This window comes from Niabella drilacis (assembly GCF_900101395.1).
Taxonomy (GTDB): domain Bacteria; phylum Bacteroidota; class Bacteroidia; order Chitinophagales; family Chitinophagaceae; genus Niabella; species Niabella drilacis.
This window is the reverse complement of sequence record NZ_FMZO01000014.1, coordinates 21,555-44,761: the sequence shown is the minus strand read 5'-3', so window position 1 is coordinate 44,761 and position 23,207 is coordinate 21,555. Positions and strand designations below refer to the sequence as shown.

Sequence of the window (23,207 nt, the reverse complement as noted above, 5' to 3'; positions counted from 1 at the left end):
AATACGCCGATGGCCACCGTCTTGTATAAATTATACGATGCCCCATCATTAATGACCTATGAACCGTTCTTATGCATATTTGATGATAATCGATTCAATCACGTTCCCTACATCCTCACATTTATCCGTAACCACCTCCATTGCCTGGTATACTTCTCTCTTCTTGATCACTTCTTTGGCATCGGCCTCAGTATCAAATAAATACTCAATGCTCAGGTCAAACACATCATCTGCCTGGTTTTCGATACTGTTGATCTTTACCAGGGCCTCTGTAATATTGCGGACCTTCTTCATATCCCGCAGTTCCATTACTGCCGCCTGTACCTGCTCTGCTGCCTGTACGATCAGCTCTGCCATTTTCTGTATCCCGGTTTCATTCGGGTTTACCCGGTAGGTAGTGATCTTTTTGGCGGTAGCATAAATATAGTCGGCAATATCATCCAGCGAGGTAGCCAGGTAGTGGATGTCTTCCCGGTCAAACGGGGTGATGAAGTTCCTCCCCAGTTCGGTAAATACGCTGTGGGTCAGCTCATCGTTGCCATGCTCCATATCAATAATGGACTGGGAAAGAGAATTCCGTTTATTGATATCGGTTTCATTCACCATCTGCTTTAAAAGCTTCCCCATAGAAGTTACATTGGCTGCTATTTTTTCAAACAATTCAAAAAAAACGGTATTGCTGGGGGTAAAAATTTTTAGAAAAGAATTGAGTCCCATGGTATGTTTTTAAAATTGGTGGCAAAATTATCCCGTTCAGTGAAGCATAATGATAAAATTACAGGAATTAATAATTCCTTAATATAGGAAATAGGATTTCATTCTGTTTTTTGACTAAAACGCCCCTCTTTTTTAAGAGTTTCTGCTCATTTTTCAACAAAAAAACTGCGGCTGCAACCGCTGTTAACATTAAGGTAATGCCTGGTTGACGATTTGGTAACATGGGGGTAACAATGAGGTAACAATGTGATCTGAATCTTTGCAGAAATATTCTATATGCAAGTTAGGCTGCTGCTCACAGGGCTTTTAATTGTTCTTGGTAACGCTGTTTTTTCTCAGAATATCACAGGGAAAATAACCAACTCCGTAACGGGTGAACCGGTTGCTGGGGCTACATTGTTGATCGAAGGATCCAACAAAGGGGCCATATCCGAATCAGATGGCGCCTTCCGGTTAAATGTAGGCACCAATAAAACGGCGGCTATAAAAGTAACGGCACTTAATTATATTACACAGACCATACAGTACAGGCAGGGAAGTTATGTTGCAGATAGTGGCCTGGTCATCAGCCTGGCCCCCAGCTCCGGGGAGTTGGCCGGTGTAGTGGTGTCTGCAAGAGCCCGTCAGCAGGGAACCGTTGCGTCCCTGTACCAGGCGCAGCGGACCAGCGCCTCCATCTCCGATGGTATTTCTGCAGAGGCGATCCGCAAGTCGCCGGACCGTTCTACCGGCGATGTATTAAAAAGAGTAAGCGGAACTACGGTGCAGGATAACAAATTCGTAATCATCCGTGGTTTAAATGACCGTTACAACCTGGGTTTAACAGACGGTACCCTGCTGCCCAGTACAGAGCCCAACCGGAAAGCATTTTCGTTTGATATCATTCCCTCTTCGATGATCGACAATATGATCATTACCAAGGCCGGAACCCCGGACCTCCCGGCCGATTTTGCCGGCGGTGTGATCAATGTGATCACCAAAGAAGTGCCTACCCGTAAGTTCATCGATTTTACAGTTGGCCTAGGTTATAATTCCGTGGCCACGTTTAAGGATTTTAAATCGGGCTACCGTTCCGGAACCGATTTCCTGGGTTTTGACAATGGCGCCCGTCAGCTGCCTGCCAGCTTTCCCGGCACAGATGCAATTGAAGGAAGACAACTCAGCCAGGAACAGATCAACGCGGCATTATCCAGCCTGAATAACAATTTCAATATAAAAACAAATAAGGCATTACCGCAATTGAACCTCCAGGCCAATATGGGAGATCTCCGGGTGTTTAACAACGGCAATAAATTTGGTTATACGGCGGGCATTACCTATACCCATTCCGAAACGGTAAAAAGAAATGCCCTGCGCCAGTATGATGACTATAATTACATTGATAATACCTATAAATACTCCAGCAATATAGGCGCCTTACTGAATTTGTCCTACCAGACAAAGAAGGGCAAATATTCTTTTAAGAATTTATACAACCGGATCTTTGATGATAACTTCCTTTACAGGGAAGGTTCCAACCTGGGCCGGGGCAGCGATATCCGTTTTTATGCATTTGACCTGGTCCAGAAATCCCTGCTGAAAAATACATTTAAAGGAGAAAACAAGCTGGGAGATAATGACGTGGTACTGGATTACCTGGCATCATTTAACCTGGTGACCAATAACCGGCCCGATCAGCGGAAGGTTGGCTACTCCCGGTCGATGGGAACCAGCAATGCCTTTATTGCAGACCTCGGGAACCTGGGGCGTGAAAACAACCGGTTGTTCGGAGACCTGAATGAAAAGATCTATAACGGCGCGGTGAACCTGACCATACCGGTAAACCTTTTTGAAAAATCATCGGTTAAGCTGGGTGGATTTGCCGCTTATCGCGACAGGGATGATAAGAACAGGATGATCGGGCCCATCATCAATCCGGGAGCTTCAAATGAGCAGGAGGTATTGCGCAGCCCGATTGACCAGTTGTTTACCCCCGGTGTTATCGGCTCAAATATCTATTCACTGAAGGACCTTACACAGGGACAGGATGCCTATACCGCCAATGCAGGGAACTATGCCGGGTATGTAATGCTGGACAACAAGTTTACCAACAAGCTGCGCCTGGTATGGGGCGTACGGTATGAGTACTACAACCTGAACGTAAACTCATCGCAGAACTTCAGCAAAACCTGGAAAGACTTTTTACCCTCCGCAAACTTTACGTATTCGATAACCCCCAAAACAAATATCAGGGCTTCCTACTTCAGAAGCCTGGGCCGGCCGGAATTCAGAGAGATCGCTCCATTCTATTATTATGATTTTGAGCGGATGGCAAACGTACTGGGGAATCCGGACCTGACCCGCTCACAGATCGATAATTTTGATCTTAAATATGAATGGTTCCTGGCCCCGGGCGAGATCATTTCGGCATCGGTGTTTTACAAGAATTTTAAGAATACGATCGAAACATCCATCTATAAGGCACAAAGTGCGCTGGAAGTAACCACTAATAACTTCCCTTCTGCTACCAATATCGGCTTTGAGGCAGAGATCCGGAAGAAACTGAACTTTATCAGCGAAGGCCTGAAGCAACTGGAATTTTATACCAATGTGGCGCTGATCCGGTCAAAGGTGAAGCTGGATGGACCCTTGTACCTGCCGGACGGGTCTACGATCTCAGACAGACCATTGACCGGTCAGTCGCCCTATGCAATTAATACCGGTCTTGCTTACCAGACAAGCGACAATAAGTTTGGTGCAAATGTTTTGTACAACAGGATCGGCCAGCGGATCGACCTGGTTGGCGGTAACCTCTATGGCATGGTATATGAAATGCCGCGCAACCTGCTGGATGCCCAGGTATCCTATCAGCTAACGCCCAAAAGCGCGTTCAAGCTCAACGCAAAAGACATCCTGAATGCCCCGGTGCGGTTCTATTTTGACCAGAACGGGAATGAAAAATTTGACGGAAGCTCGTTCCAGAACGGGATGAATACATTGAATAAGGATTGGATCCTGGAACAATATCGTCCGGGCACCACCATCACCCTTTCCTATACCTATAAGTTCTAAAAATTGTTAACACAAACGATACCGGAAGGTAATGATCCGGTAATATTAAACTTCTACTTTTAAAAACTTAAACATTAAGAATATGAAAAAACAATTTACATTGTTGTTCGGCATTGCAACATTGTTCTTTGCCTCTTGTGGCAACGATAAAGGCGACTCCATCGATCCTCCAAAAACGGGAACGGAGATCGTAGTCGGTCAGGCAGACGGATCAGGTAGTCCTCTCCCTTCTACAATCACTACAAGTACAACCTGGACCGCAAATAATAAATACCTGCTCAAAGGGTTTGTGTATGTTCCGGATGGCGTTACCCTTACCATTGAGCCGGGTACCATTATCAAAGGAGATAATAAATCCAAAGGAACCCTGATCATTGCAAAAGGCGGAAAGATCATCGCCCAGGGTACTGCAGATAAACCCATCGTATTTACCTCCAATTTCCCCAAAGGACAAAGGAAGGCCGGTGACTGGGGTGGCCTGATCCTATTGGGCAAAGCACCAGTTAACCTCCCGGAAGATAAATTAAAAATTGAAGGAGGCCTGACAGTTCCAACCGGAACAACATTAAACCAGTACGGAGGAACCAATCCTGCCGATAACTCCGGAGTATTGAAATATGTACGGGTTGAGTTTGCCGGAGTAGAATACTCTACGGACAATGAAATTAATGGTATTACTTTTGGAGGTGTAGGGTCTGGAACACAGGTGAGCTATGTACAGGTATACCGTTCCGGCGATGACGCTTTTGAATGGTTTGGTGGTACAGTAAATGCCGATCACCTGATCGCTACCGGTACCTGGGATGATGATTTTGATACCGATAACGGATTTTCCGGAAAAGTGCAATTTGGGATTTCCCAGCGTAACCCCCTGTATCGGGATAAATCTGAATCCAATGGATTTGAATCCGACAACGATGGTAATGGATCTATTGCCACTCCTCAAACAAAAGGAGTTTTTTCAAACATGACGATTATCGGACCAATGGACGGCACGGGCAACACCATTCATGAGTATTTCAAACATGCAGCTCAGATCCGTCGCAACTCCTCCCTGTCAATTGTAAATTCCCTGTTTGTTGGATTCCCGATCGGTGTGTATATCGATGATACAAAGGGGACAGCTACTTCATTAAATTATCTTGCAGGTAGCCTGGTGTTCAAAAATAACATTATTGCCGGTTGCCCGGAGCCTGTTAAAACAACCAACGCGGTCATCAAACCACAGATCGAGAGCAACAACTCCATTTTAGCTACGATCGCTGAAGCAAAAGTTGCCGATGCCTATAAATTCAATGCAACGCCCAGCTTCCTGTTAGCAGCGGGCTCTCCTGCGCTTACCGGTGCAAATTTCGATGGTCTTTCCGGTTTTCAGGCCGTTGCTTACAAAGGCGCCTTTGATCAAAACACGGACTGGACCAGGACCTGGTCTACCTGGAATGCAGAACAGAACGAATATTAATAATATCTCGTGATATAGGATCGCTTTTTTGAAAGAGGGCCGGTAACGGTTCTCTTTCTTTTTTTAAACCAGGCTATATGATCACTCTTAAGAATATCTTTTGCACCCTCTGCATGGCAATTACAGTAGCCGCCTGTACGAAAAGGGAACAACAACCTCAAAAAAATGAAGCAGGGCTGTGGACGCTTACAGAAGTCAGTACCGGCTGGGGCGGCATAAAAAAAGGAGCGGCCCTCGGATATAAACAAACCCTGCTGCTAAACCCGGATAGTACGTTCCAGGTAAAAAGAACCAATGGAACAACGACAACAACCGAAGATGGGATCTATCATTTTAAGCAACATGCTACCGGAACGGCTATTGAGTTCAGTTATTCGTTCCCCATACCCGGGGGTGTTATTGAACGTGTTCCGGAACTCATAAAGAAAGGAACAGATACGCTATTTTATGACCAGAGTGCATTGGACGGGATCCGTGTGGTGTACGCGAAAAATGCGCAGTAGCGGGTCTGCTCATAAAAAGCCAGATGAAGGAAAATACCCTGGCCCGGAAAAGTGCCCTGTTGCAAATAGGGCGCCTTATGCAACGGAGGCGTTAACGGCAGCAGCAATCTCTGTTGGCAGGCAAGCGTGTATTAGTTGCTGCTACGGATGGTACGCGTACGCAACTTCATAATGTTCATTTTTTAATTGAGGCAGCAATTTGCCCATGGGAATATCTTCCTTTTGTGGAGTGGGCTCACAAACGGAGTATTGCTCCCCGTTAAAGAGAATGGAAGTGCCAACAGGCTTCTCCAGTTTTACGGCAATAGTCACGTGCTGCGGATATACCAGTACGATCATGGGCCGGTTGTAGAGCTCTTTAACCAGGTAAAAAAAGAACAGAACCCGGTCTTCGCAGTCGCTGCCATTATACAACAGCGTTTGTTCCGGAGTCAACCTTTTCTCCTGCCCAAACTGGCGGGTATCCTCCTCAAAGGGGAACGCATACCGGGTGAACCGCATCAGGTAATCCACACCGTTTTTTATGGAAAGACCCCGCAGCTCCTTTTTCAGCATCGGGATCAGCGAAGCATGAGTTGCATTGCTGACCGGTATCGAAAAATACGTGCTGTAGTCTACCGTGGGATAATTGGCAAAAAGATTCTTGATCTTGGGGTTTACCTTAATATGGTAGTCGTAATCCTGGTTATAAATGGTCAGCTTCAGTTCTTTGGTTACATAATCCGTGGTTTCGAACCGGGGCAACCGGGTAACCTTGTAGGAAAAAGAGCGGTTGTTTTGAGGAACAGGCAGGGCTACTTCATTAAAAGGTGTTTTTTCAAAATCAATATTGCTGCCATAATCATGATAGTTGAGGCATATGTATTGTTTACCCTGCTTCATACGGTAGGGTATATTATAAATGTTTTCATCACTCTGGATATAGAAAAGGAGGCGCCCGCCATTAATGCTGAGCATGGGGTCAAAGCCGGACAGCAGCATAAAGTACCATTTGTACAGGGTATAGCGGATATAGTTCTGCTCCTTGGGACTGATCTGCTGCACAACGGCGCGTACCAGCTGGTAGTACAGCCAGTTATCGGCGCCTTCTTCGGTCTCATATTTTTTTAACGCAGCAAGAACACCGGAATAGTCCTTTTGCCGGATTGCTGTATAAAAACTGAGGATGCTGGCCCCGGATAATGTATGTTCATCAATAGTAACTAATTGGGTTTCATTACAAGCAAACTGGATACTATCGCCATAAAACAGGAATTGCACTGTTTTAGGAACGTTGCCCGCATGCACACTGGTATACGTCAGCAGGAAGAAGCTCCATATAAGCAACACTTTTTTCATTACTCCGGAATCTATCCAAGTTACAAAAATTAATGATTTTTTAATATTAAATTTTGAGAGATCCGGGGTAAAGCCCTATTGTAGTAGGACGGTCCCTGTTCAAAACGTTCTTCTGTAAAGATGAAGAAAACAGCAGCCGGGCAAAGGATGCTTTATGCGCGCTGTTTGTGAAATCTGCCGGTAGGAGGATCAGCGGGAAACCGGGACCCAAAGCCTCATGGGCAGTTAAGCAGGCCATCCTATTCATAACGCAGCGCCTCGATCGGATCAAGCCCCGATGCCTTTTGAGCGGGGTAATAACCAAAGAATACCCCGGTGATGGCGCATACGAGAAAGGAGAGCACTACGGATGATTGGGAAACCAATGTCGGCCATTTCAGGAAAAATGTAATAAGCCGGCTGGAAGTGATCCCCAGGGCAATACCGATCAGCCCGCCGGTAATACTGATCAAAATGGCTTCTACCAGGAATTGCAGCAGGATATCCTTACCCCGGGCGCCCAGCGACATGCGCAGCCCGATCTCTTTGGTGCGCTCGGTAACCGAAACGTACATGATATTCATGATGCCGATACCGCCTACCACCAACGAAATGCCGGCGATAGCGCCCAGCAGAACGGTTAATAGCTGGCTGGTGGAACTGAAGGTATTGATCAGCTCTGCCTGGGTGCGGATCGTAAAATCATCTTCATCGCCCGGTTTCAGGCGGTGAGAGGCCCGCAAAATAGTGGTGAGTTCGTTTACGGCCTTGTCGGTGCCGGCCTCATCAATGGCAGATGCATAGATGTTCTGAAAATAAATGGAGGCTGAGATCCGCTTTTGTACCGTAGAATATGGGGCCATTACGATATCATCCTGGTCCTGTCCGAAAGCATTTTCTCCTTTGGAAGCCAATACGCCAATAACCTTAAAGGGGATGGTGTTAAAGCGGATAATTTTTCCAACCGGATCATCCCCGTTGGGGAAAAGATTGGAAACGACGGTTTGTCCCAGTAAACAAACCTTATCGGCTGTTTTTACATCGGCTTCGGTGAACGGAATGCCGCTGCTTAAGGGCCAGTTACGGATGCCCAGGAAATCGGGGCTGACCCCCTGTAACGTGGTGGCCCAGTTCATACTGCCATTGATGACCTGGCCCCGCTGGTTTACGGCAGGTGAAATACCGGTTATATACTGCGCCTGTTTTTTTATAGCGCTGATATCCTGCTCCGTAAGGGTTTGCACACTGGAAAAATCAAGCCGGGCGCCGGCTGTTACATTACTGTTAGGGCGTATCGTGATCATGTTGGAACCCATGCTGGAGAGCTGATCCTGGATGCTTTTTTTTGAACCCTGGCCAATGGCCACCATGGCAATCACGGAGGCCACGCCAATAATGATACCCAGCATGGTGAGGAAGGCCCGCATCTTATTGCGCTGCAACGCCCTTAAGGCGATCCTGAAAAGGTTGATAAAGCTCATACCTGCTGTTTAATAATCATCGGTGGCGGGCATTGCAGCCAGCATTTCTTTTGCCGACCTCGGCTGCTCATTTAAATAGTCCTTTGTGATCCGGCCGTCCCGCAGCATGATCGTTCTGCTGCTGAAAGCAGCGATATCCGGCTCGTGGGTTACAAAAACGATGGTTTTGCCGCCGGTATTGAGCTCCTGCATCAATGCCATGATCTCATAGGAGGTCTTTGAATCCAGGTTGCCGGTAGCTTCATCGGCCAGGAGCATTACGGGCTCATTTACCAGGGCGCGGGCAATAGCCACCCGCTGCTGTTGCCCGCCGGAAAGCTGATTGGGCATATGATCTACCCGCTCTGCCAGTTTTACGGCTTCCAGGGCACGGAGCGCCCGCTCTTTTCTATCCCTGGCAGAGATGGAAGCATTATACATCAGCGGAAGCTCCACGTTTTCGAGCGCTGAAGTACGGGGAAGCAGGTTGTATGCCTGGAACACGAATCCTATTTTATGATTGCGCAACCGGGCCAGTTCATCCCTGGAGAGCGTCTTTACATCCGCTCCGTCTAAAAGGTAGCTCCCGTCCGACGGCTTATCCAGGCACCCGAGGATATTGAGCAGGGTTGTTTTGCCGGAACCGCTGCTTCCCATAATGGTCAGGAATTCGCCCTGCTTTACATCAAAAGAGATACCTTTTAACGCATGCACCGTCTCGGCTCCCATCCGGAACTCCCGTTTCAACTCCTTTATTTCTAAAATCTTTTTTTCCATAGAGCGATGACTTTACAAAGAATTAACGGGGCCTGCCTCCTCCCCCACGGTTACCGCCCCGTTGCGGCATAAACGGACTCCTGTCTGAAGAGGAAGTGCCCCCGCCGCCTTTAGTGCCCGGCGTGCTTTGCTGACCGGTAATCACTGCATCCGTTTCGTTCAACCCTTTTAGCACTTCAACATTGATATCATCCGTTAGCCCCGTTTCAATACGGCGCCGGATAAGGGAGTCTCCCTTCTGTAACCATACAAACGCATAGCCGGAAACTGCGCCGGGTGCGGGAGCCGTTGTTTTACCAGGGGATATTGCAGCTTTTTTTTCACGCACGGGCTCCGTTTGCTGTATTTTAAACGTTTTTGCTGTGGTAGCATCGGGCTGGTATTTCAGCGCCGCCGCAGGAATCAGCAACGCATTATTGACCTCCTGTGTATAAATATTGATATTGGCCGTCATTCCCGGTTTTAGTTTCAGATCATTATTGGGCGCATCGATAATGGTTACATAAGTGACGACGTTTGCAGAAACTGTAGGTTGCAGCCGTATTTCCTGCACAGTACCGTTAAACACATCATTGGGAAACGCATCAACGGTAAAAGAGGCCCGCTCCCCCTGGCGCACGTTGCCGATATCTGCCTCGTCAACGGCTGCCCGTACCTGCATTTTTGAAAGATCCTTTGCAATACTGAACAAGGTAGGCGTGTTAAAACTGGAGGCCACGGTTTGCCCTTCGCTTACACTCCGGGAAAGTACGGTACCATCGATGGGTGAGTAAATATTTGTAAAGGAAAGGTTTCTCTGAGCTGCGGAAACCTGCGCTCCTGTTCCTTTTACCTGGTCCTGTGCCGCCTTGTAGGCGTTTTGCGCGGTCTCCAGGTCGGCCTTGCTGATGGCACCGGCCTTGTACAATTGGGACTGGCGGTTGAAATTGGATTCCTGGTAGGCGAGATTGCTGCGCGCCTGTTGCAGGGTGGCCGTTACCTGTTGTACCTGGGCTGTTAATAAGGAAGGGTCGATCTGGGCCAGTAATGCTCCCTTTTTTACCCTGGAATTAAAGTCTGCATATATCTTTTTAATGGTGCCGGAAACCTGTGCTCCCACTGTAACGGTATCTACAGGCTGGATGGTTCCTGTAGCCATTACACTGGTGGCAATATAGCCATTGTGCGGATGTTCTGTAGTAAGCGTCAATGGCTGTTCTTTTTCCCTGACCCCCCAGTACCAGGCCGCTGCGGCAATAAGGGCCAGTGCTGCCAGCAGGATTATAATGCGCTTCCTTTTCATTCCTTGTTTTTTTAATACGGTTGTTTAATTCAAGGGTGCTCCTTTATAAAAATCATAAACCTTTACACTGATAATGGCATTGTACTTGGCCTGCAGGTATTGCTGCAACGCCTGCAGGTACAGGTTTTTCTGAAGCAGGTAGTCTACGGATGTAATGGCGCCCAGGCGGAGCTGCTCTCCCGAGATCTGGTAGGTTTCCCTGTTGGTATTTAACTGTGTTACGCCGGCATCGTACTGGGCCTGCGCATTCAATACACTTACATAGGCCTGCTCTACCTGTTGCGAAAGGGTTAACGCTGTATTTTTTAATGTAAGCCGGGCTTGTTCGGTCTCAATTTTTGCATTTTCGATATTCGTCCTGGAAATGCGGTTATTAAAAATAGGAATGGAAAGCGTGAGGCCTATCCGCTGGTAAAAGTTATTGTCCAGTTGTTTAATATAAGCCGCCGATTGATTATCGGAGTAGCCTGTTGATAAAGCACCCGTTCCTGTAAGTGTTGGACGCATCCCGGCACGGGCTTTCAGCAGGTCATAATGGGCAATATCCACCCCCAGGCGGCTGCTTTTGACCTCGGGCCTTGTGTCGTGTGCCTGTTGCTGTGCGGTAGCCAGGTCATCAATGAGGTGCGGTACGGTTGCTACCGTATCCGGTTGGATCACCTGTAATGCATACCCCGAGGGCAGTTGGAGCAATTGTTTTAATGCAAGTGTATTTTGCCGCACCATATTTTGCGCGGTAGTAAGGTTATAGTTGTCGGTTGCCACCTGGGCTTGCAGGCCTACAAGGTCCTTGCGGGCAATGCCGCCGGCGTTGTATTTTATTTGTCCTTGTTGTAGCTGCGCCTGGGAGGTTTGTAACAGGTCCTTTAAATAAATAATATTTTCCCTGGCCATTAAGATCTGAAGATAAACCTCGGTGATCTGAAGGGTAATGCTGTTTTCCATAGCCGCGGTATTCAGTTGTGCGGCCTGTACCATCAGGGTCTTCTGCCGGATATCATTATTCAGATAATCCCCGTTGTAGATGGTGATACCGGAGTTGAGGGAGTAGCTGCCGGCAAAACTGGATTGCGTCTGAAACCCTCCCACCACGGGATCTGCATTGCTGCTATTGGTAAAAGACTGTGTGGTGCTTCCGGAGAGTGAGGGGGCTTTTGCAGCCTTTGACAGTAACAGGTTCTGCTCCCCGGTTTTTTCAGTAAGGCGAAGCGCATTTACCTGGATATTGTGCTGCTTTGCATAACTAATACATTGTTCCAGTGTCCATATTCCGGGCAGACTGGCCAAAAGGGAATCTGTTTGGCCGTTTCCCTGAAAGGGCAGGCTTAAAAAACAAATGAACAGCGCTGCTATTTTTTCCCGGACCATATGAAGCTGGTTTTCGTTCCTGTCTCTTTAAAAAGACGGGTAATAACAATTTGTTCTTCCTATTTAATTGACGCCGGTATTTTATTTTTCCTGCTTACAGGATAATAAAATATTAAAAACAAAGTGTTAACTGTTTACCAGTGGTCTGGGAAAGAAAAGGCAGATTATAGACTATTGGGCCTTTTTATACCCTTCTTCTGCTTTTTTTGCTTTTTCAAAATCAAGGATCACTCCGTTAATACAATAACGCAACCCAGTGGGAGGCGGTCCGTCATCAAAAACGTGTCCCAGGTGCGCCTTACAGCGCCCGCATTCTACTTCGGTGCGCACCATGCCATGTGAGCGGTCCTCCAGGTAGATCACGCTGGTTTTGCTGATCGGTTCGTAAAAGCTGGGCCAGCCGCAGCCACTTTCAAATTTGGTATCGCTCTTGAATAACGGGTTGCCGCAGGCGGCACAGTAATAGGTCCCTATTTCTTTGGAGGTTTCATATTTGCTGGTCCAGGGGCGTTCGGTCCCCTTTTGCCGGGCGATATAATATACTTCTGCCGGTAGTATTTTTTTCCATTCATCTTCAGTTAGGGCAACTTTTGAGCTGTCGGAACGGGAATATACGGGGTTGTTATCTTTTTTCATATTTGTTGAATCCGGTTTGGGACCGGGTTTGGATTGGGAATAGCCGCAATGCTGAAATAACAGGCTGATGGTAATTAATAATACCGGTACATATTTCATGGCGACGTTTATTAGTGAAACAAAGATACAACGCAAAAAGTTCTGGTATGCCGGTAGAAAGACGTATCCTTTGAGGTTATTGCTGATGGGCGGGGTATTCCGGGATCGTTCAGATCGGTTTAAACAATTTTTAATAAATTTCCCCAATACGCCGTTTTTGGCCAAGCTTTGCTATATTTGTTGACATCACTTTAAAAGAAAAGCGTAAATGTTTAACTTAATATTATTTGGCCCTCCGGGCAGTGGAAAAGGAACCCAATCTGATCGGTTGGTAGAAAAGTACGGTTTGGTGCACCTTTCTACAGGAAACCTGTTACGTTCTGAAATTGCAGAGAAAACGCCCCTGGGTATTGAAGCAAAGAATTTTATGGACAAAGGACAGTTGGTTCCGGATGAAGTGGTGATCGGAATGATCGATAACTGCCTGGAGCTGCACAGGGAGGCCAAGGGCTTTTTGTTCGACGGTTTTCCGCGTACCGCCAACCAGGCCAAGGCGCTGGACAGGCTGCTGGAATTAAAGAAAACGGCAATTCATAGTGTATTGGCTCTGGACGTTTCTGAAGAGGAACTTGTAAAGCGCCTGCTGGAGAGAGGTAAGACCTCCGGCCGCTCGGATGATACCAATGAATCAGTAATCCGCAACCGCTTTTCTGTGTACCAGAACGAAACTGCTCCTGTTGCAGAACATTATAAAGCACTGCATAAATTTAAAGCCATCCCCGGTGAGGGTTCGGTTGAAGATATTTCAAATGCGCTTAGCACCCAGATCGATAAAGTACTGGAACGACAGCGTGAAGAGCAGGAAGCATTTGATTAAAAAGATCAGGGTCCGGAAAAACGCCGGACCTTTTTACTTACTACCCAAAACGCCTTCAGCCTTGCTGATACTGCTGAGCACCGCATCCTTCATCTGGTTCACTTTTGTTTTCTGATCTTCCAGGTATTTGATCCGCTCCGGCTCGTTATTTTGCAGAGAGTCATATTTAAAGCCGTTCATCCATTCATGCATCGCCTTATCGGCACCGCGGAGCTCGTTGAGCACTGCTTCCAGGTTTGTTTTCAATGCTGCATTTTGCTTTTGATCCGCTGCCGGTAATTTACCAAGTGAATCGATCGCCGATGAAGATTCTTTCATCAGCCGCTCCAGTTTTTTCATTTTTGGCATAGCTACATCATGCCCGTCGATCACTTCCTGTAAAAGGCTGTCTGCTTTTGTTTTGGGGCCATCGCCTGTATCTGAAGCGGATTGCTGTCCGCTATTGCCGCAAGCCATTAACAGGACCATTGCTAAGGGGAAAAAGAGTGATTTCATGAATCAAAGGATTTTTTAGGTGCAAAGGTACGGACCTCCCGGCAGGTTAAGGAACGATTATTGTACCTTAGTATTTTGGAACATGTGCGGGGGACCCATCGTTTGTTTTTAACGCGCGTTCGGCGAGAAGAAAGTAAACAGGCGGTGTGTATTAAAGGGCGCGGGCTGCGTTAACCCGCGGATGGACCTGCATTATTTTAACGGAAAAAAGAATACAAATGAAAAAGCAAAATTGTTTATTGTCCCTTGTTTTTATAGCATTTATGGCCTGCAACAGCAATCCTTCGGCTGATAGTGCGCCCGCACCGGCTTCGGGAGATTCCACAACCCTGCCTGTGTCAACACCTATAACAGACCCGGCAGATAGCGTGATTGCCAATACCGCAAATACTGACAGCAGCGCTGCCGCCGGGCCGGAAGTGGACAAAAAGGAAAAAAAATACACCAACGATAAAGGGGAAATAATTACCGCTTTGTATCATGATTCCGGTGCAATGGGAATAGCCGAGTTAAAAATAAACGGTGAAACGGTAAAGCTGATGAAGGGCGAAAGAGAGAAAGGTGCTACTACCTACACCAATGGAAAGCTTACCTGGAAAGTAAAAGCAGGAGAAGCCTCACTGGAAAAGGATAATGTGGTTACGGTGTATAAAGAAACGAGATAGTCATCAGCTATCAGTTCCGGACAATTTGGGAATTTGTCCCGATGGCTATTAGGAAATACGGATCGGCTCTGTCCAAAGGCTAAAAAATGAATCCCTGATAGCAGTCCGCTGTTAATCCGTATCCACTTCCTGCGCACCACCGCCATCCTGCCAGTTAAAGGCGCTGCCCCTTCTTCCCAGTTCCCAGTAAAATTTACTGCGCGGCGTTTGATAGTTACCGGTTTCGTTCATCGTATTGGTGTCGTATAAACGGCCGTTCACCATTACATACTTTATCGATTCTGTATTGCGGATATTTTCCAGCGGGTTGGCATCCATAATGATCAGGTCTGCCAGTTTTCCGGTTTGCAGGGATCCGATCCAGTCGTCCAGGCCAAGGCTCCGGGCGGAGTTAATGGTAGCGGTCTGCAGTGCCTGCAGCGGGCTCATGCCGCCCTGTGTCATCATCCATATTTCCCAGTGCGCACCAATACCCTGTATTTGTCCATGTGCCCCCATGTTAACGGTTACACCGGCATCGTTGAGTTTTTTAACGCTTTTGGAGCTAAGGATATGACCATTCTCATATTCTTCTTCGGGCAACATGGTACGGTGGCGGCTGCGTTCATCAATAACCGCACGGGGTGTGTATTTGAGCAGTTTTTCATTTTCCCATACATTGGTATGCTGGTACCAGTAATATTCGCCGGAAACAGAGCCATAGTTTACAATCAGTGTGGGTGTGTATGCGGTGGAGGCGCGTTTCCAAAGCTGGATCACGTCATCCTGTAATACGGCGATGGGCAGGTTGTGCTCTACCGTGGTATGCCCGTCGTTGATCATGGCCATATTATGATAAAAAAAGGAACCACCCTCCGGCACCACTAATACACCCAGTTCTTTTGCAGCTGCAATAATTTGCTGGTTCTGCTCCCGGCGGGGCTGGTTATAGCTTTTTACGGAAAAGGCACCAAAAGCCTTTGTTCTCCGGATAGCACTGCGCGCGTCATCCAGCGAATTGATCACGGCTTTAAAGCTTCCGTCGGCGCCATACAATACCGTTCCGGTGCTGAACACGCGGGGACCTACCATTTTGCCGGCCTTTATCATTTCGCTTTGTGCAAAAACAAGCTCACTGTTGGCGGAGGGGTCGTGCATGGTGGTGACGCCAAAGGCAAGATTGGTATAATAGGGCCAGTGCTTTTGCGGTGTAATGCCGCTGCGGAAATGATTGCCATGGGCATGAGCGTCCACAAAACCGGGCAGGATGGTCTTCCCGGCGCAATCAATAATTTTTACTCCTGCGGGAATGGACACCTCGTTAGCCGGTCCAACGGCTTTCAGCAGGTTGCCTTCCACCAGTATTGTTCCCTTTTCAATAACGGCGTTATTGTTCATGGTAATGATGCGGGCATTGGTAAAGGCGATCGATCCTTTTGGCCGGTCCGGGGTATAAGTAACGCCAACAGGAACACCTTTTGCCACAACCGGTGCTGTGGTGGTATCTTTTTCATTCAGGAATTTGAAGTACTGCTGCAGCGGAATGGTAAAATATTCATTGCCCAGGTTATAATGCAGTTCCCTGCTGTTGGCATTCCAGTGCAGGTTGTACCCTGCATCTTTGGCTACCAGCTGTACCGGTACGGTATTAGATCCCCCGGCGATCTCCAGGGTTTTGCCGGTTTTGGGGAAAGCGGCAATATATACCTTATGAAGGTCTACAAAAGCCAGCCAGTTACCGTCGGGCGACAGGATGTACTGGCTGCCGTAGTTGCTGGTGGCTATCGTTTTTTCTTCGGTGCCATCTTTTTTGCAGAGGCCGAGGTTCTTCCCTTTTTGAAAATAGATAAAGGCGCCGGTGGCATCAAAATAAGGCGCACTGCCGTTATCAATAATACGAACAGGGCGCGAGGATCCGGCTGCATCTACCGTATAGATCCCTGTATTTGTATTAAAGGCATTGCCCAGCACATTATCGCCACCTTCTTTGCCATACACAATGGTTTTTCCATCGGGGCTAAATGCGGGAGTGGTGTAAATGCCTTTTTCAATATCCAGCCTGCGGGTACTTCCTTTTGCAAGATCCATTACATGAATACTGCCCATAGCGCTGTCGTTCCAGCTGATATAGGTAAGCCAGCGACCGTCTTTTGAAAAAGCAGGCTGATCTTCGATGTCGTTTGATTTGGTAAGGCGTACCGCTTTGCCATTGGGCAGGTCCTGTTTCCACAGGGATCCCAGGGCATTGTACACAATAAATTTTCCATTGGGAGCGGTGACCAGGTTCCGGAGCACATGAGTAGTGTCCTGGTCTTTATTGAGATTTTGTTTAATGCGGACGGCATCTGCAATTTTTTGAGTGACGTTGCAGGTAAAGGGAATTGCTGCTGAGGTGTTGTTACCGCTGATAGATATCCGGTTTAGCTTTCCATTGGCCCATATTACGATTTCCTTTCCATCCGGCATCCATGCAAAACCGGTGTAAACCCCAAAAATAGCCCAGGCTTCCTGCTGGTCTTTGCTGAGCTTGTCGTAAACCGGCCATTCTTCCCCGGTTTCAATATTCCGGAGGTATAAAACAGTTTTGGTGCGCACCCTTCTTACAAAGGCCAGTGTTTTACTATCCGGTGAAACCTGCGGCCGGAACGCGCTTCCCCCGCCGCCGGTAACGGTTTCTGTTTCGCCCTTTTCGCGGTCATAGCGTTTGATCACATAGATCTCATTATTGGGGTCTTTATTGTATTGAAAAAAACCGCCGGGATACATATCCTCGCTGTAATAGATGTAACGACCGTCGGGTGAGGCCGATGGCTCATTCACATCCTGCTGATCGTTCTTGCGTTTGGTGAGCTGGATGCCGTCGCCGCCATTGATATGATACATCCATATTTCCCCGGCGCCCAGTGAACGGCCTGCAGTAAAATGTTTGCGGGCTATAATGTAGTTGCCCTCCGGCGACCAGACAGCGTTGTTCAGCAGCCGGAAATTTTCCTTGGTCACCTGTTTGGCGTTGCTGCCATCCCGGTCCATTACCCAAATATTATCGCCCCCTCCGGCATCGGAAGTAAACAGGATCTTTTTGCCATCGGGGCTAAAGCGCGGCTGTACCTCGTAGGCAAGTCCCTGCCGTAGCACCCGGGCCGTTCCGCCGGTGATGGGCATGCTATAGATATCGCCCAGCAGATCAAATACCACTTCATCGCCTTTGGGCGAGACGTCCAGGTTCATCCAGGTACCTTCGTTTACAGGAAAGGATACTTCTTTATATTGTTGTCCCGGGGGATTGTTCACGTCCCATTTTGTGGATGCCGGTTTAACAGTGTCCTTTTTGGGTTGGGCCGCCACAGAGAGGCCAATAAAACAAAGACTGATGAAAAGTAAAGACCGCATGTATTTTGCTTGTTTATAAAGAGCCGAAAGTAGGAAATTAGCGGCAAACTTAGTTTGCTGTTATGGGTAGCAGCTTTTAGGTGATGGGAAGACTGTGGCGACGATTTTGCATTGCGGTCGCAATGGTCGCCGCGCGCCCTCTGCACAAAAGTTGAGGGGCTGCGCCGCTTAGGCGGAAATCCTTTGCCTGCGAGGCAAAGATTGCAGCCGGGTGGCGGACCGCAGCCGGTGGCTATAACACCGCCGGGAGCCCCCAAAAAAATCTATTTCAGCAGCTGAAAAACAATAAAACTAAGGCCATACGCCAACCCTGTCATGTAGGCCAGCTGGATCAGGGGCCATTTCCAGGAGCCGGTTTCCCGTTTTACAACAGCCAGTGTGCTCATGCAAAGCATGGCAAAAACATAAAAAATAAGCAGGGATACGCCGGTGGCAACCGTAAATACCTTGCTGCCATCCTCAAAAGTGGCCTTATCCATCTTTTCGCGCAGGGCCATATTGGCGCCTCCGTCATCCTCTACGCTGTACAGGGTGGCCATGGTACCTACAAAGACCTCGCGGGCGGCAAAGGAGGTAACCAGGGCAATGCCGATCTTCCAGTCGAAGCCCAGCGGGCGGATCACCGGCTCGATGGTCTTACCCATGATACCGGCATAGGAATTTTCCAGCCTGGCTGCAGCCCGGGTTTCCTCTACCAGCACTGTATCCGCATTGGGGTGGGCCAGGGCCGTTTCATATTCCTGCTGTACGGTGTGCATACGTTCTTTGGGGCCGAAGGAGCTGAGAAACCAAAGGATGATGCTGATGATCATAATGATCTTACCGGCCTGCACCACGAAGATCTTTGCTTTTTCGATCATGGTTTCCAGGGCATTTTTCCAGCGCGGGGCCCGGTAGGTGGGCAGCTCCAGGATAAAATAGCTTTTTTCTTTGTTCTTTATAAAGAACTTGGCCACATAAGAAACCAGGAGCGCAAATACCACACCCAGCAGGTAAAGTCCCATCATCATTAATCCCTGGAGACTGATGAAGCCGAGGAAGTAGGTTTTGGGAATGACCAGGCCCACAAGGATCACGTATACCGGCAGGCGGGCTGAGCAGCTCATCAGCGGGGTGATCAGAATGGTGAGCAGGCGCTCCTTCCTGTTCTCAATATTGCGGGCGCTCATAATGGCCGGCACCGCACAGGCAAACCCGCTGATCATGGGCATTACGCTTTTACCATTGAGCCCCACACTGCGCATGACCCGGTCCGTTAAAAAGCTGATACGGGCCATATAGCCGGTATCCTCCAAAAGGGTAATAAGCCCGAAGAGGATCATGATCTGCGGCACAAATATGACGATGCCACCCAAACCGGCGATGAGCCCGTTTATTAAAAGATCGGAGAAATTATTTTGAGGCAGAACATTGCTCAGCCAGCCGCTAAAGGCGGCCGTGCCGGATTCGATCCAGTCCATGGGGTAAGATGCGATCAGGAATACGCACTGGAACATCAGGAACAGCACTCCTAATAGAATAAAGTAACCCCAAAAGCGATGGAGAAAAATATTGTCGAGCTTGTCTGTAAGGATGGATTTTTTATTGGGATCCGGCAGGGTAACGGATAAGTTCATCACGTTGCCAATACGCTGATACCGCTGCAGGATCTCTTCTGCCTGGGTTTTGGTGGGATTAAACTGATGGTCGATCTCTGTCTGCTCTATCTGTTCCTGCAGGGTATCCGGCAGGGCAAAGGTTTCGTGGTTGATGAGGTAGTGTACGCCTTCATAGGGGCTGATGCCCGGCACCAGCTGCTGCAGGCCTGCAATGGCCTGCGGGGCCAGTGCTTCCACATCTATGAAGTTGTGTACAGGAGCTTTAAACAGGTTGCCCGAAACCAGCTCCATCGCTTTTTTTAGCTGGTCGATGCCCTTGTTTTTCCGTGGGTTTACAGCTACAATAGGAATGCCCAGCTCGCGTTCCATCTCATTGATGTTGATATGGATCCCCTTTTTCCGGGCCAGGTCCATCATCGTCAGCGCCATTACCACCGGGCGCTTAAGGTCAATGATCTGGCTGCAGAACAGCAGATTCCGTTTCAGGTTGCTGGCGTCGGCCACTACCACGATCACATCGGCCTTCAGGTCTTTGTCCTGGTTCAGGATCACTTTATAGGCCACTTCTTCATCCAGCCGGCGCGGATAAAGACTATAAGTTCCCGGAAGGTCAATAATTTTTGCATTAAACAGACCGATTTTTGAAATTCCGGTCTTTTTGTCTACAGTTACACCGGGAAAATTGCCTACCTTCTGACTCAACCCGGTAAGGGAATTGAACAGGGAACTTTTACCACTGTTGGGGTTTCCTACTAATGCAATATGTAGCTGCTTCTTTTCCAAAATCCTCAAGGCCGCAAATTTACGGATCCTTGGCGGATGATCATTTACGAAATCCGATGTTTGTGGAGGGCGCACAGATTCCGCGGATTTGCACAGAAGGTTTTTGAATTTCTGCGTGGATCTGAGGAATCCGTGAGAACGACTGTCTTGCTGCTGAAAGCGATAAGAAGTGGCACAGATTTCTCAGACTTTCACAGAATGGCTTTAAAAGATCTGTGCGCGTCTGTGAAATCCGTGAGCCTCCTTAAAATTTCCTTTGAATAAATATAGCCGGGAGTGTGGCGCCCATATTCTGCAGATTTTCGCAGAAGGGGTTTAAAAAAAGCGTGTACGTCTGTGAGCAAAAGCAACTACTCTGCTGCGGAAAGTGACTCCACGGGGACTTTTTCTTCTTCGCCAGTCCTTTTGAAACCGGTGATCTCTTCTGCCAGTTTGTTCAGGTCGCCGGACGCACGGCTGATAAGCAGGAACTGGTCAATGATGGGCTTTAATTCGCTTAGGGTTACCTTGGTTTCGGTATCCCGCAATCCCTGCTGGATCTCGTGTCTCCGTTTTTCAAGCAGTTCTTTCACCGCCGCTTTCAATGACTGGGTATCACTGTGGGCAGCGGGTTGTTTTAGCTCCTCATCGGACAGCATACCGGCTGTGTTTTCGAGCTCGTGCAGGGTGTTTTCTATTGTGGGTAGGAAATTGTAGGTACGGTATTTGGCTGCCAGCTGTCTGGAATAATGGGCCAGCGTGGCAATATGGGAATTGATGGTAAAGATCATGACCACAAACTGGTGGATCTTTTTAATGTTCTTTTGTTTGCTTTTGGGTTCACTAAGCATCCGGGAAAAGGTTCCGGAGAGATTGGCCTGGGCTACAAAGGCTTCTTTCCGGCTGAGTTTGTAATCGGGGGGCGGCTCGCTTTTTACGTAAGCGCTGGAAACGGTTTCGAAATAGATCCGGGTTTTCTCCAGCGCCGTGGCCATATAGCTGTTGACCTGTTTTTTTTCCCAGGAGGGAATGAGGTAGGTTGTAAAAAAGGCAATGATGGACCCAATGAGGGTATCCAGGATCCGGTTCTCGATCACCACATGAAAATTCCGGCTGTCCAGTAAAAAGAACAGGATCAGTACATAAGCCGTCATGAACGTAACACTTACAAGGTAGCGGGTGCGCATAAAGCTGTAAGTGGCTATCATCAGCAGAACCATTGCGGTAAACCGGCCGGTGGAGGAGGAAACAAGGAATAAAAGGCCGATGCCACCCAGTGCGCCGATAACAGTGCCCAGTACTCGCTGGTAGTTGCGCTGTTTGGTAACGCTGTAGGTGGGTTTCAGGATCACCAGGGTGGTCAGCAGGATCCAGTAGCTGTACTCAAGCTTTAACAGGATCGCTGTAATATACCCCATGGTCATGGCAAAGCTCAGTCTCAGGGCATGCCGGAATGTGTTGGATTGCAGGGTAAGATTTTCCCGGATCAGGTCGCTGTCCAGGTCTGTTTTTTCGATAAAGGAATCATAATTGTCGGACAGCCGGTATTCTTTTACTTCTTTGCGGTCGTACCGGGTATAATGATGCAACGTGTAGATGCGCAGGATCATATCTTCTATAGACTGCATGATCTTGCGCATATTGATCAGCGCTTCCAGGTTCTCCGCGTTGCGATGCGTATTTACAAAGTTTTCAAAGTGTTGTTTCAGCCCCCTCAGTTCGTCGTTCAGATTTTTGGATACCCTTGAGCGGCGTCCTTCCTGTACCGAAACGCCTATTTCATACAGTTCGTCCACCATGCCCAGGATCACTTTCTGAAAATGAGGAAGGATATTGGCTCCATCGAACCGCTTATGCATGGATTCATAGTTGTAAAAAGTGGCATTGGCCTTTTCAAACAGGTCCACAGACTCTACAAAGATCACCAGCAGCCCCCGCCCTGTAAGCGTAGTGGATTTTACGATATTGCGGCTTTTAAACAGCATTTCCCGCACCAGGATCTGCTTATCCTGCACTTTTTGCTGCTGCAGCATCAGGTTTTTATAGGTTTTATCATAGTTGACCCCTTCATTATAAAAATGGGAACGGGTCTTAAGATAATCGGCCACGGAGATGATGGAATCGCCCAGCGCCTGCTGGATCACTTTATAGGGGCGTACCCCGTGCAATGCCAGGCTAAGGCCAATGTACCACAATCCCCCGCAAAGCAGGTATATGCCATCCAGTACCACGTTCCAGCCGGTAGCTTTGTGGTAAAGTGTGAGCACCATGATCAGCAGCCCCGCAAAGCCAATGGCGTTGGTACGGGCATTGTATACACCCAGCATGCTGAGTGAAAAGCTTAAACCCAGGATCAAAACGGCGGTAACCAATTGATTCACATGGGCAAATCCTGTAATAAGGTCTACAAAAAAGATGAGTGCCAGGGCCGCAAACATGCCGTTGCGGCGCTCCCTGATAGGACCGGGAATGTCGGCAGCACTTACGGCCATTGCCCCCAGTGAAGCGATCAGGCCGATTTCCAGCATCCCAAAAAAATTGAGCACAACGGAAGGGAGGATAATCCCCACCGTAATACGGACCGCTTCATTGAAATAATAGCTGCTTACAAATTGCCGGTATTCCTTTATATAATCCATGCCATACAAATTTACTAACAAGAAAGAGTTTAAGGAAATGGGGTTCCGGCCTGGCGTGTAAAATAGGGATAAATTCAGGAATACCTTGCAGGGAAACGTAGCTGAGTCACAGGGCCCTCCGGGAAAAACAAAAATTTCGTCACAGGAAACGGCAATTCTGTAACAATTGTCCATATCCAATGCCGCATCT

The 23,207-nt window shown here is 48.1% G+C and carries 16 protein-coding genes; 5 read left to right on the top strand and 11 right to left on the bottom strand.

Annotation, left to right across the window (positions count from 1 at the left end):
• Positions 1-69 precede the first annotated feature (69 nt).
• Positions 70-717, bottom strand: a complete 648-nt coding sequence (locus BLS44_RS20025; protein ID WP_090392017.1) for a DUF47 domain-containing protein — start codon at positions 715-717, stop codon at positions 70-72.
• A gap of 276 nt (positions 718-993) precedes the next feature.
• Between BLS44_RS20025 and BLS44_RS20020 the strand changes: the two genes are divergently transcribed.
• The 3 genes from BLS44_RS20020 to BLS44_RS20010 all read left to right on the top strand — a co-directional run bounded on the left by BLS44_RS20020 (position 994) and on the right by BLS44_RS20010 (position 5,733).
• Positions 994-3,768, top strand: coding sequence for a TonB-dependent receptor domain-containing protein (locus BLS44_RS20020; protein ID WP_090392016.1), 2,775 nt, complete (start codon positions 994-996; stop codon positions 3,766-3,768).
• 82 nt (positions 3,769-3,850) lie between these two features.
• Entirely contained in the window at positions 3,851-5,230 is a 1,380-nt protein-coding gene (locus BLS44_RS20015; protein WP_090392015.1) for a hypothetical protein, read from the top strand.
• Between the two features lie 77 nt (positions 5,231-5,307).
• Positions 5,308-5,733 (top strand): hypothetical protein, encoded by a 426-nt coding sequence (locus tag BLS44_RS20010; RefSeq protein WP_143019863.1) that lies wholly within the window; start codon positions 5,308-5,310, stop codon positions 5,731-5,733.
• A gap of 141 nt (positions 5,734-5,874) precedes the next feature.
• Here BLS44_RS20010 and BLS44_RS20005 read toward each other — a convergent pair whose 3' ends face one another.
• From BLS44_RS20005 to msrB, 6 genes are all read right to left on the bottom strand, one after another.
• Positions 5,875-7,071 (bottom strand): hypothetical protein, encoded by a 1,197-nt coding sequence (locus tag BLS44_RS20005; protein ID WP_245729305.1) that lies wholly within the window; start codon positions 7,069-7,071, stop codon positions 5,875-5,877.
• Between the two features lie 239 nt (positions 7,072-7,310).
• Positions 7,311-8,531 carry an ABC transporter permease gene (locus BLS44_RS19995; protein ID WP_090392012.1) on the bottom strand — a complete coding sequence of 407 codons (1,221 nt, stop codon included), beginning with the start codon at positions 8,529-8,531 and terminating at the stop codon, positions 7,311-7,313.
• A gap of 9 nt (positions 8,532-8,540) precedes the next feature.
• Positions 8,541-9,287, bottom strand: coding sequence for an ABC transporter ATP-binding protein (locus BLS44_RS19990; protein ID WP_090392011.1), 747 nt, complete (start codon positions 9,285-9,287; stop codon positions 8,541-8,543).
• Positions 9,288-9,309: 22 nt separating this feature from the next.
• Positions 9,310-10,569, bottom strand: coding sequence for an efflux RND transporter periplasmic adaptor subunit (locus tag BLS44_RS19985; RefSeq protein WP_090392010.1), 1,260 nt, complete (start codon positions 10,567-10,569; stop codon positions 9,310-9,312).
• A gap of 24 nt (positions 10,570-10,593) precedes the next feature.
• On the bottom strand, positions 10,594-11,937 hold the full coding sequence (locus tag BLS44_RS19980; protein WP_090392009.1) for a TolC family protein: 1,344 nt from the start codon (positions 11,935-11,937) through the stop codon (positions 10,594-10,596).
• A 171-nt stretch (positions 11,938-12,108) separates the two neighbouring features.
• Complete coding sequence (gene msrB, locus BLS44_RS19975; RefSeq protein WP_090392008.1) at positions 12,109-12,672, bottom strand: peptide-methionine (R)-S-oxide reductase MsrB; 564 nt, start codon at positions 12,670-12,672, stop codon at positions 12,109-12,111.
• A 208-nt stretch (positions 12,673-12,880) separates the two neighbouring features.
• Here msrB and BLS44_RS19970 point away from each other — a divergent pair, with 208 nt between their 5' ends.
• Entirely contained in the window at positions 12,881-13,489 is a 609-nt protein-coding gene (locus BLS44_RS19970; RefSeq protein ID WP_090392007.1) for an adenylate kinase, read from the top strand.
• Positions 13,490-13,522: 33 nt separating this feature from the next.
• On the opposite strand, the gene BLS44_RS19965 is transcribed toward BLS44_RS19970, so the two are convergent.
• The gene (locus BLS44_RS19965; RefSeq protein ID WP_090392006.1) at positions 13,523-13,984 is read right to left on the bottom strand and encodes a viral A-type inclusion protein; all 462 of its coding nucleotides are present in this window, start codon (positions 13,982-13,984) and stop codon (positions 13,523-13,525) included.
• A 218-nt stretch (positions 13,985-14,202) separates the two neighbouring features.
• On the opposite strand from BLS44_RS19965, the gene BLS44_RS19960 reads away from it, so the two are divergent.
• Positions 14,203-14,649, top strand: coding sequence for a cytochrome c class I (locus BLS44_RS19960; protein WP_090392005.1), 447 nt, complete (start codon positions 14,203-14,205; stop codon positions 14,647-14,649).
• 111 nt (positions 14,650-14,760) lie between these two features.
• On the opposite strand, the gene BLS44_RS19955 is transcribed toward BLS44_RS19960, so the two are convergent.
• The 3 genes from BLS44_RS19955 to BLS44_RS19945 form a co-directional block, all read right to left on the bottom strand.
• A complete protein-coding gene (locus tag BLS44_RS19955) occupies positions 14,761-18,018 on the bottom strand; it encodes an amidohydrolase family protein (RefSeq protein ID WP_090392004.1) in 3,258 nt (1,085 codons plus the stop codon).
• A gap of 263 nt (positions 18,019-18,281) precedes the next feature.
• Positions 18,282-20,408: a ferrous iron transport protein B gene (gene feoB / locus BLS44_RS19950; RefSeq protein WP_245729303.1), complete on the bottom strand. Its 2,127-nt coding sequence runs from the start codon at positions 20,406-20,408 to the stop codon at positions 18,282-18,284.
• 341 nt (positions 20,409-20,749) lie between these two features.
• A complete protein-coding gene (locus tag BLS44_RS19945; RefSeq protein ID WP_090392003.1) occupies positions 20,750-23,017 on the bottom strand; it encodes an FUSC family membrane protein in 2,268 nt (755 codons plus the stop codon).
• Between the last annotated feature and the right edge of the window lie 190 nt (positions 23,018-23,207).

Coding starts and splice junctions, on each gene's coding strand:
- BLS44_RS20025 (WP_090392017.1), bottom strand. CDS start 717: ATGGGACTCAATTCTTTTCTAAAAATTTTTACCCCCAGCAATACCGTT.
- BLS44_RS20020 (WP_090392016.1), top strand. CDS start 994: ATGCAAGTTAGGCTGCTGCTCACAGGGCTTTTAATTGTTCTTGGTAAC.
- BLS44_RS20015 (WP_090392015.1), top strand. CDS start 3,851: ATGAAAAAACAATTTACATTGTTGTTCGGCATTGCAACATTGTTCTTT.
- BLS44_RS20010 (WP_143019863.1), top strand. CDS start 5,308: ATGATCACTCTTAAGAATATCTTTTGCACCCTCTGCATGGCAATTACA.
- BLS44_RS20005 (WP_245729305.1), bottom strand. CDS start 7,071: ATGAAAAAAGTGTTGCTTATATGGAGCTTCTTCCTGCTGACGTATACC.
- BLS44_RS19995 (WP_090392012.1), bottom strand. CDS start 8,531: ATGAGCTTTATCAACCTTTTCAGGATCGCCTTAAGGGCGTTGCAGCGC.
- BLS44_RS19990 (WP_090392011.1), bottom strand. CDS start 9,287: ATGGAAAAAAAGATTTTAGAAATAAAGGAGTTGAAACGGGAGTTCCGG.
- BLS44_RS19985 (WP_090392010.1), bottom strand. CDS start 10,569: ATGAAAAGGAAGCGCATTATAATCCTGCTGGCAGCACTGGCCCTTATT.
- BLS44_RS19980 (WP_090392009.1), bottom strand. CDS start 11,937: ATGGTCCGGGAAAAAATAGCAGCGCTGTTCATTTGTTTTTTAAGCCTG.
- msrB (WP_090392008.1), bottom strand. CDS start 12,672: ATGAAATATGTACCGGTATTATTAATTACCATCAGCCTGTTATTTCAG.
- BLS44_RS19970 (WP_090392007.1), top strand. CDS start 12,881: ATGTTTAACTTAATATTATTTGGCCCTCCGGGCAGTGGAAAAGGAACC.
- BLS44_RS19965 (WP_090392006.1), bottom strand. CDS start 13,984: ATGAAATCACTCTTTTTCCCCTTAGCAATGGTCCTGTTAATGGCTTGC.
- BLS44_RS19960 (WP_090392005.1), top strand. CDS start 14,203: ATGAAAAAGCAAAATTGTTTATTGTCCCTTGTTTTTATAGCATTTATG.
- BLS44_RS19955 (WP_090392004.1), bottom strand. CDS start 18,018: ATGCGGTCTTTACTTTTCATCAGTCTTTGTTTTATTGGCCTCTCTGTG.
- BLS44_RS19945 (WP_090392003.1), bottom strand. CDS start 23,017: ATGGATTATATAAAGGAATACCGGCAATTTGTAAGCAGCTATTATTTC.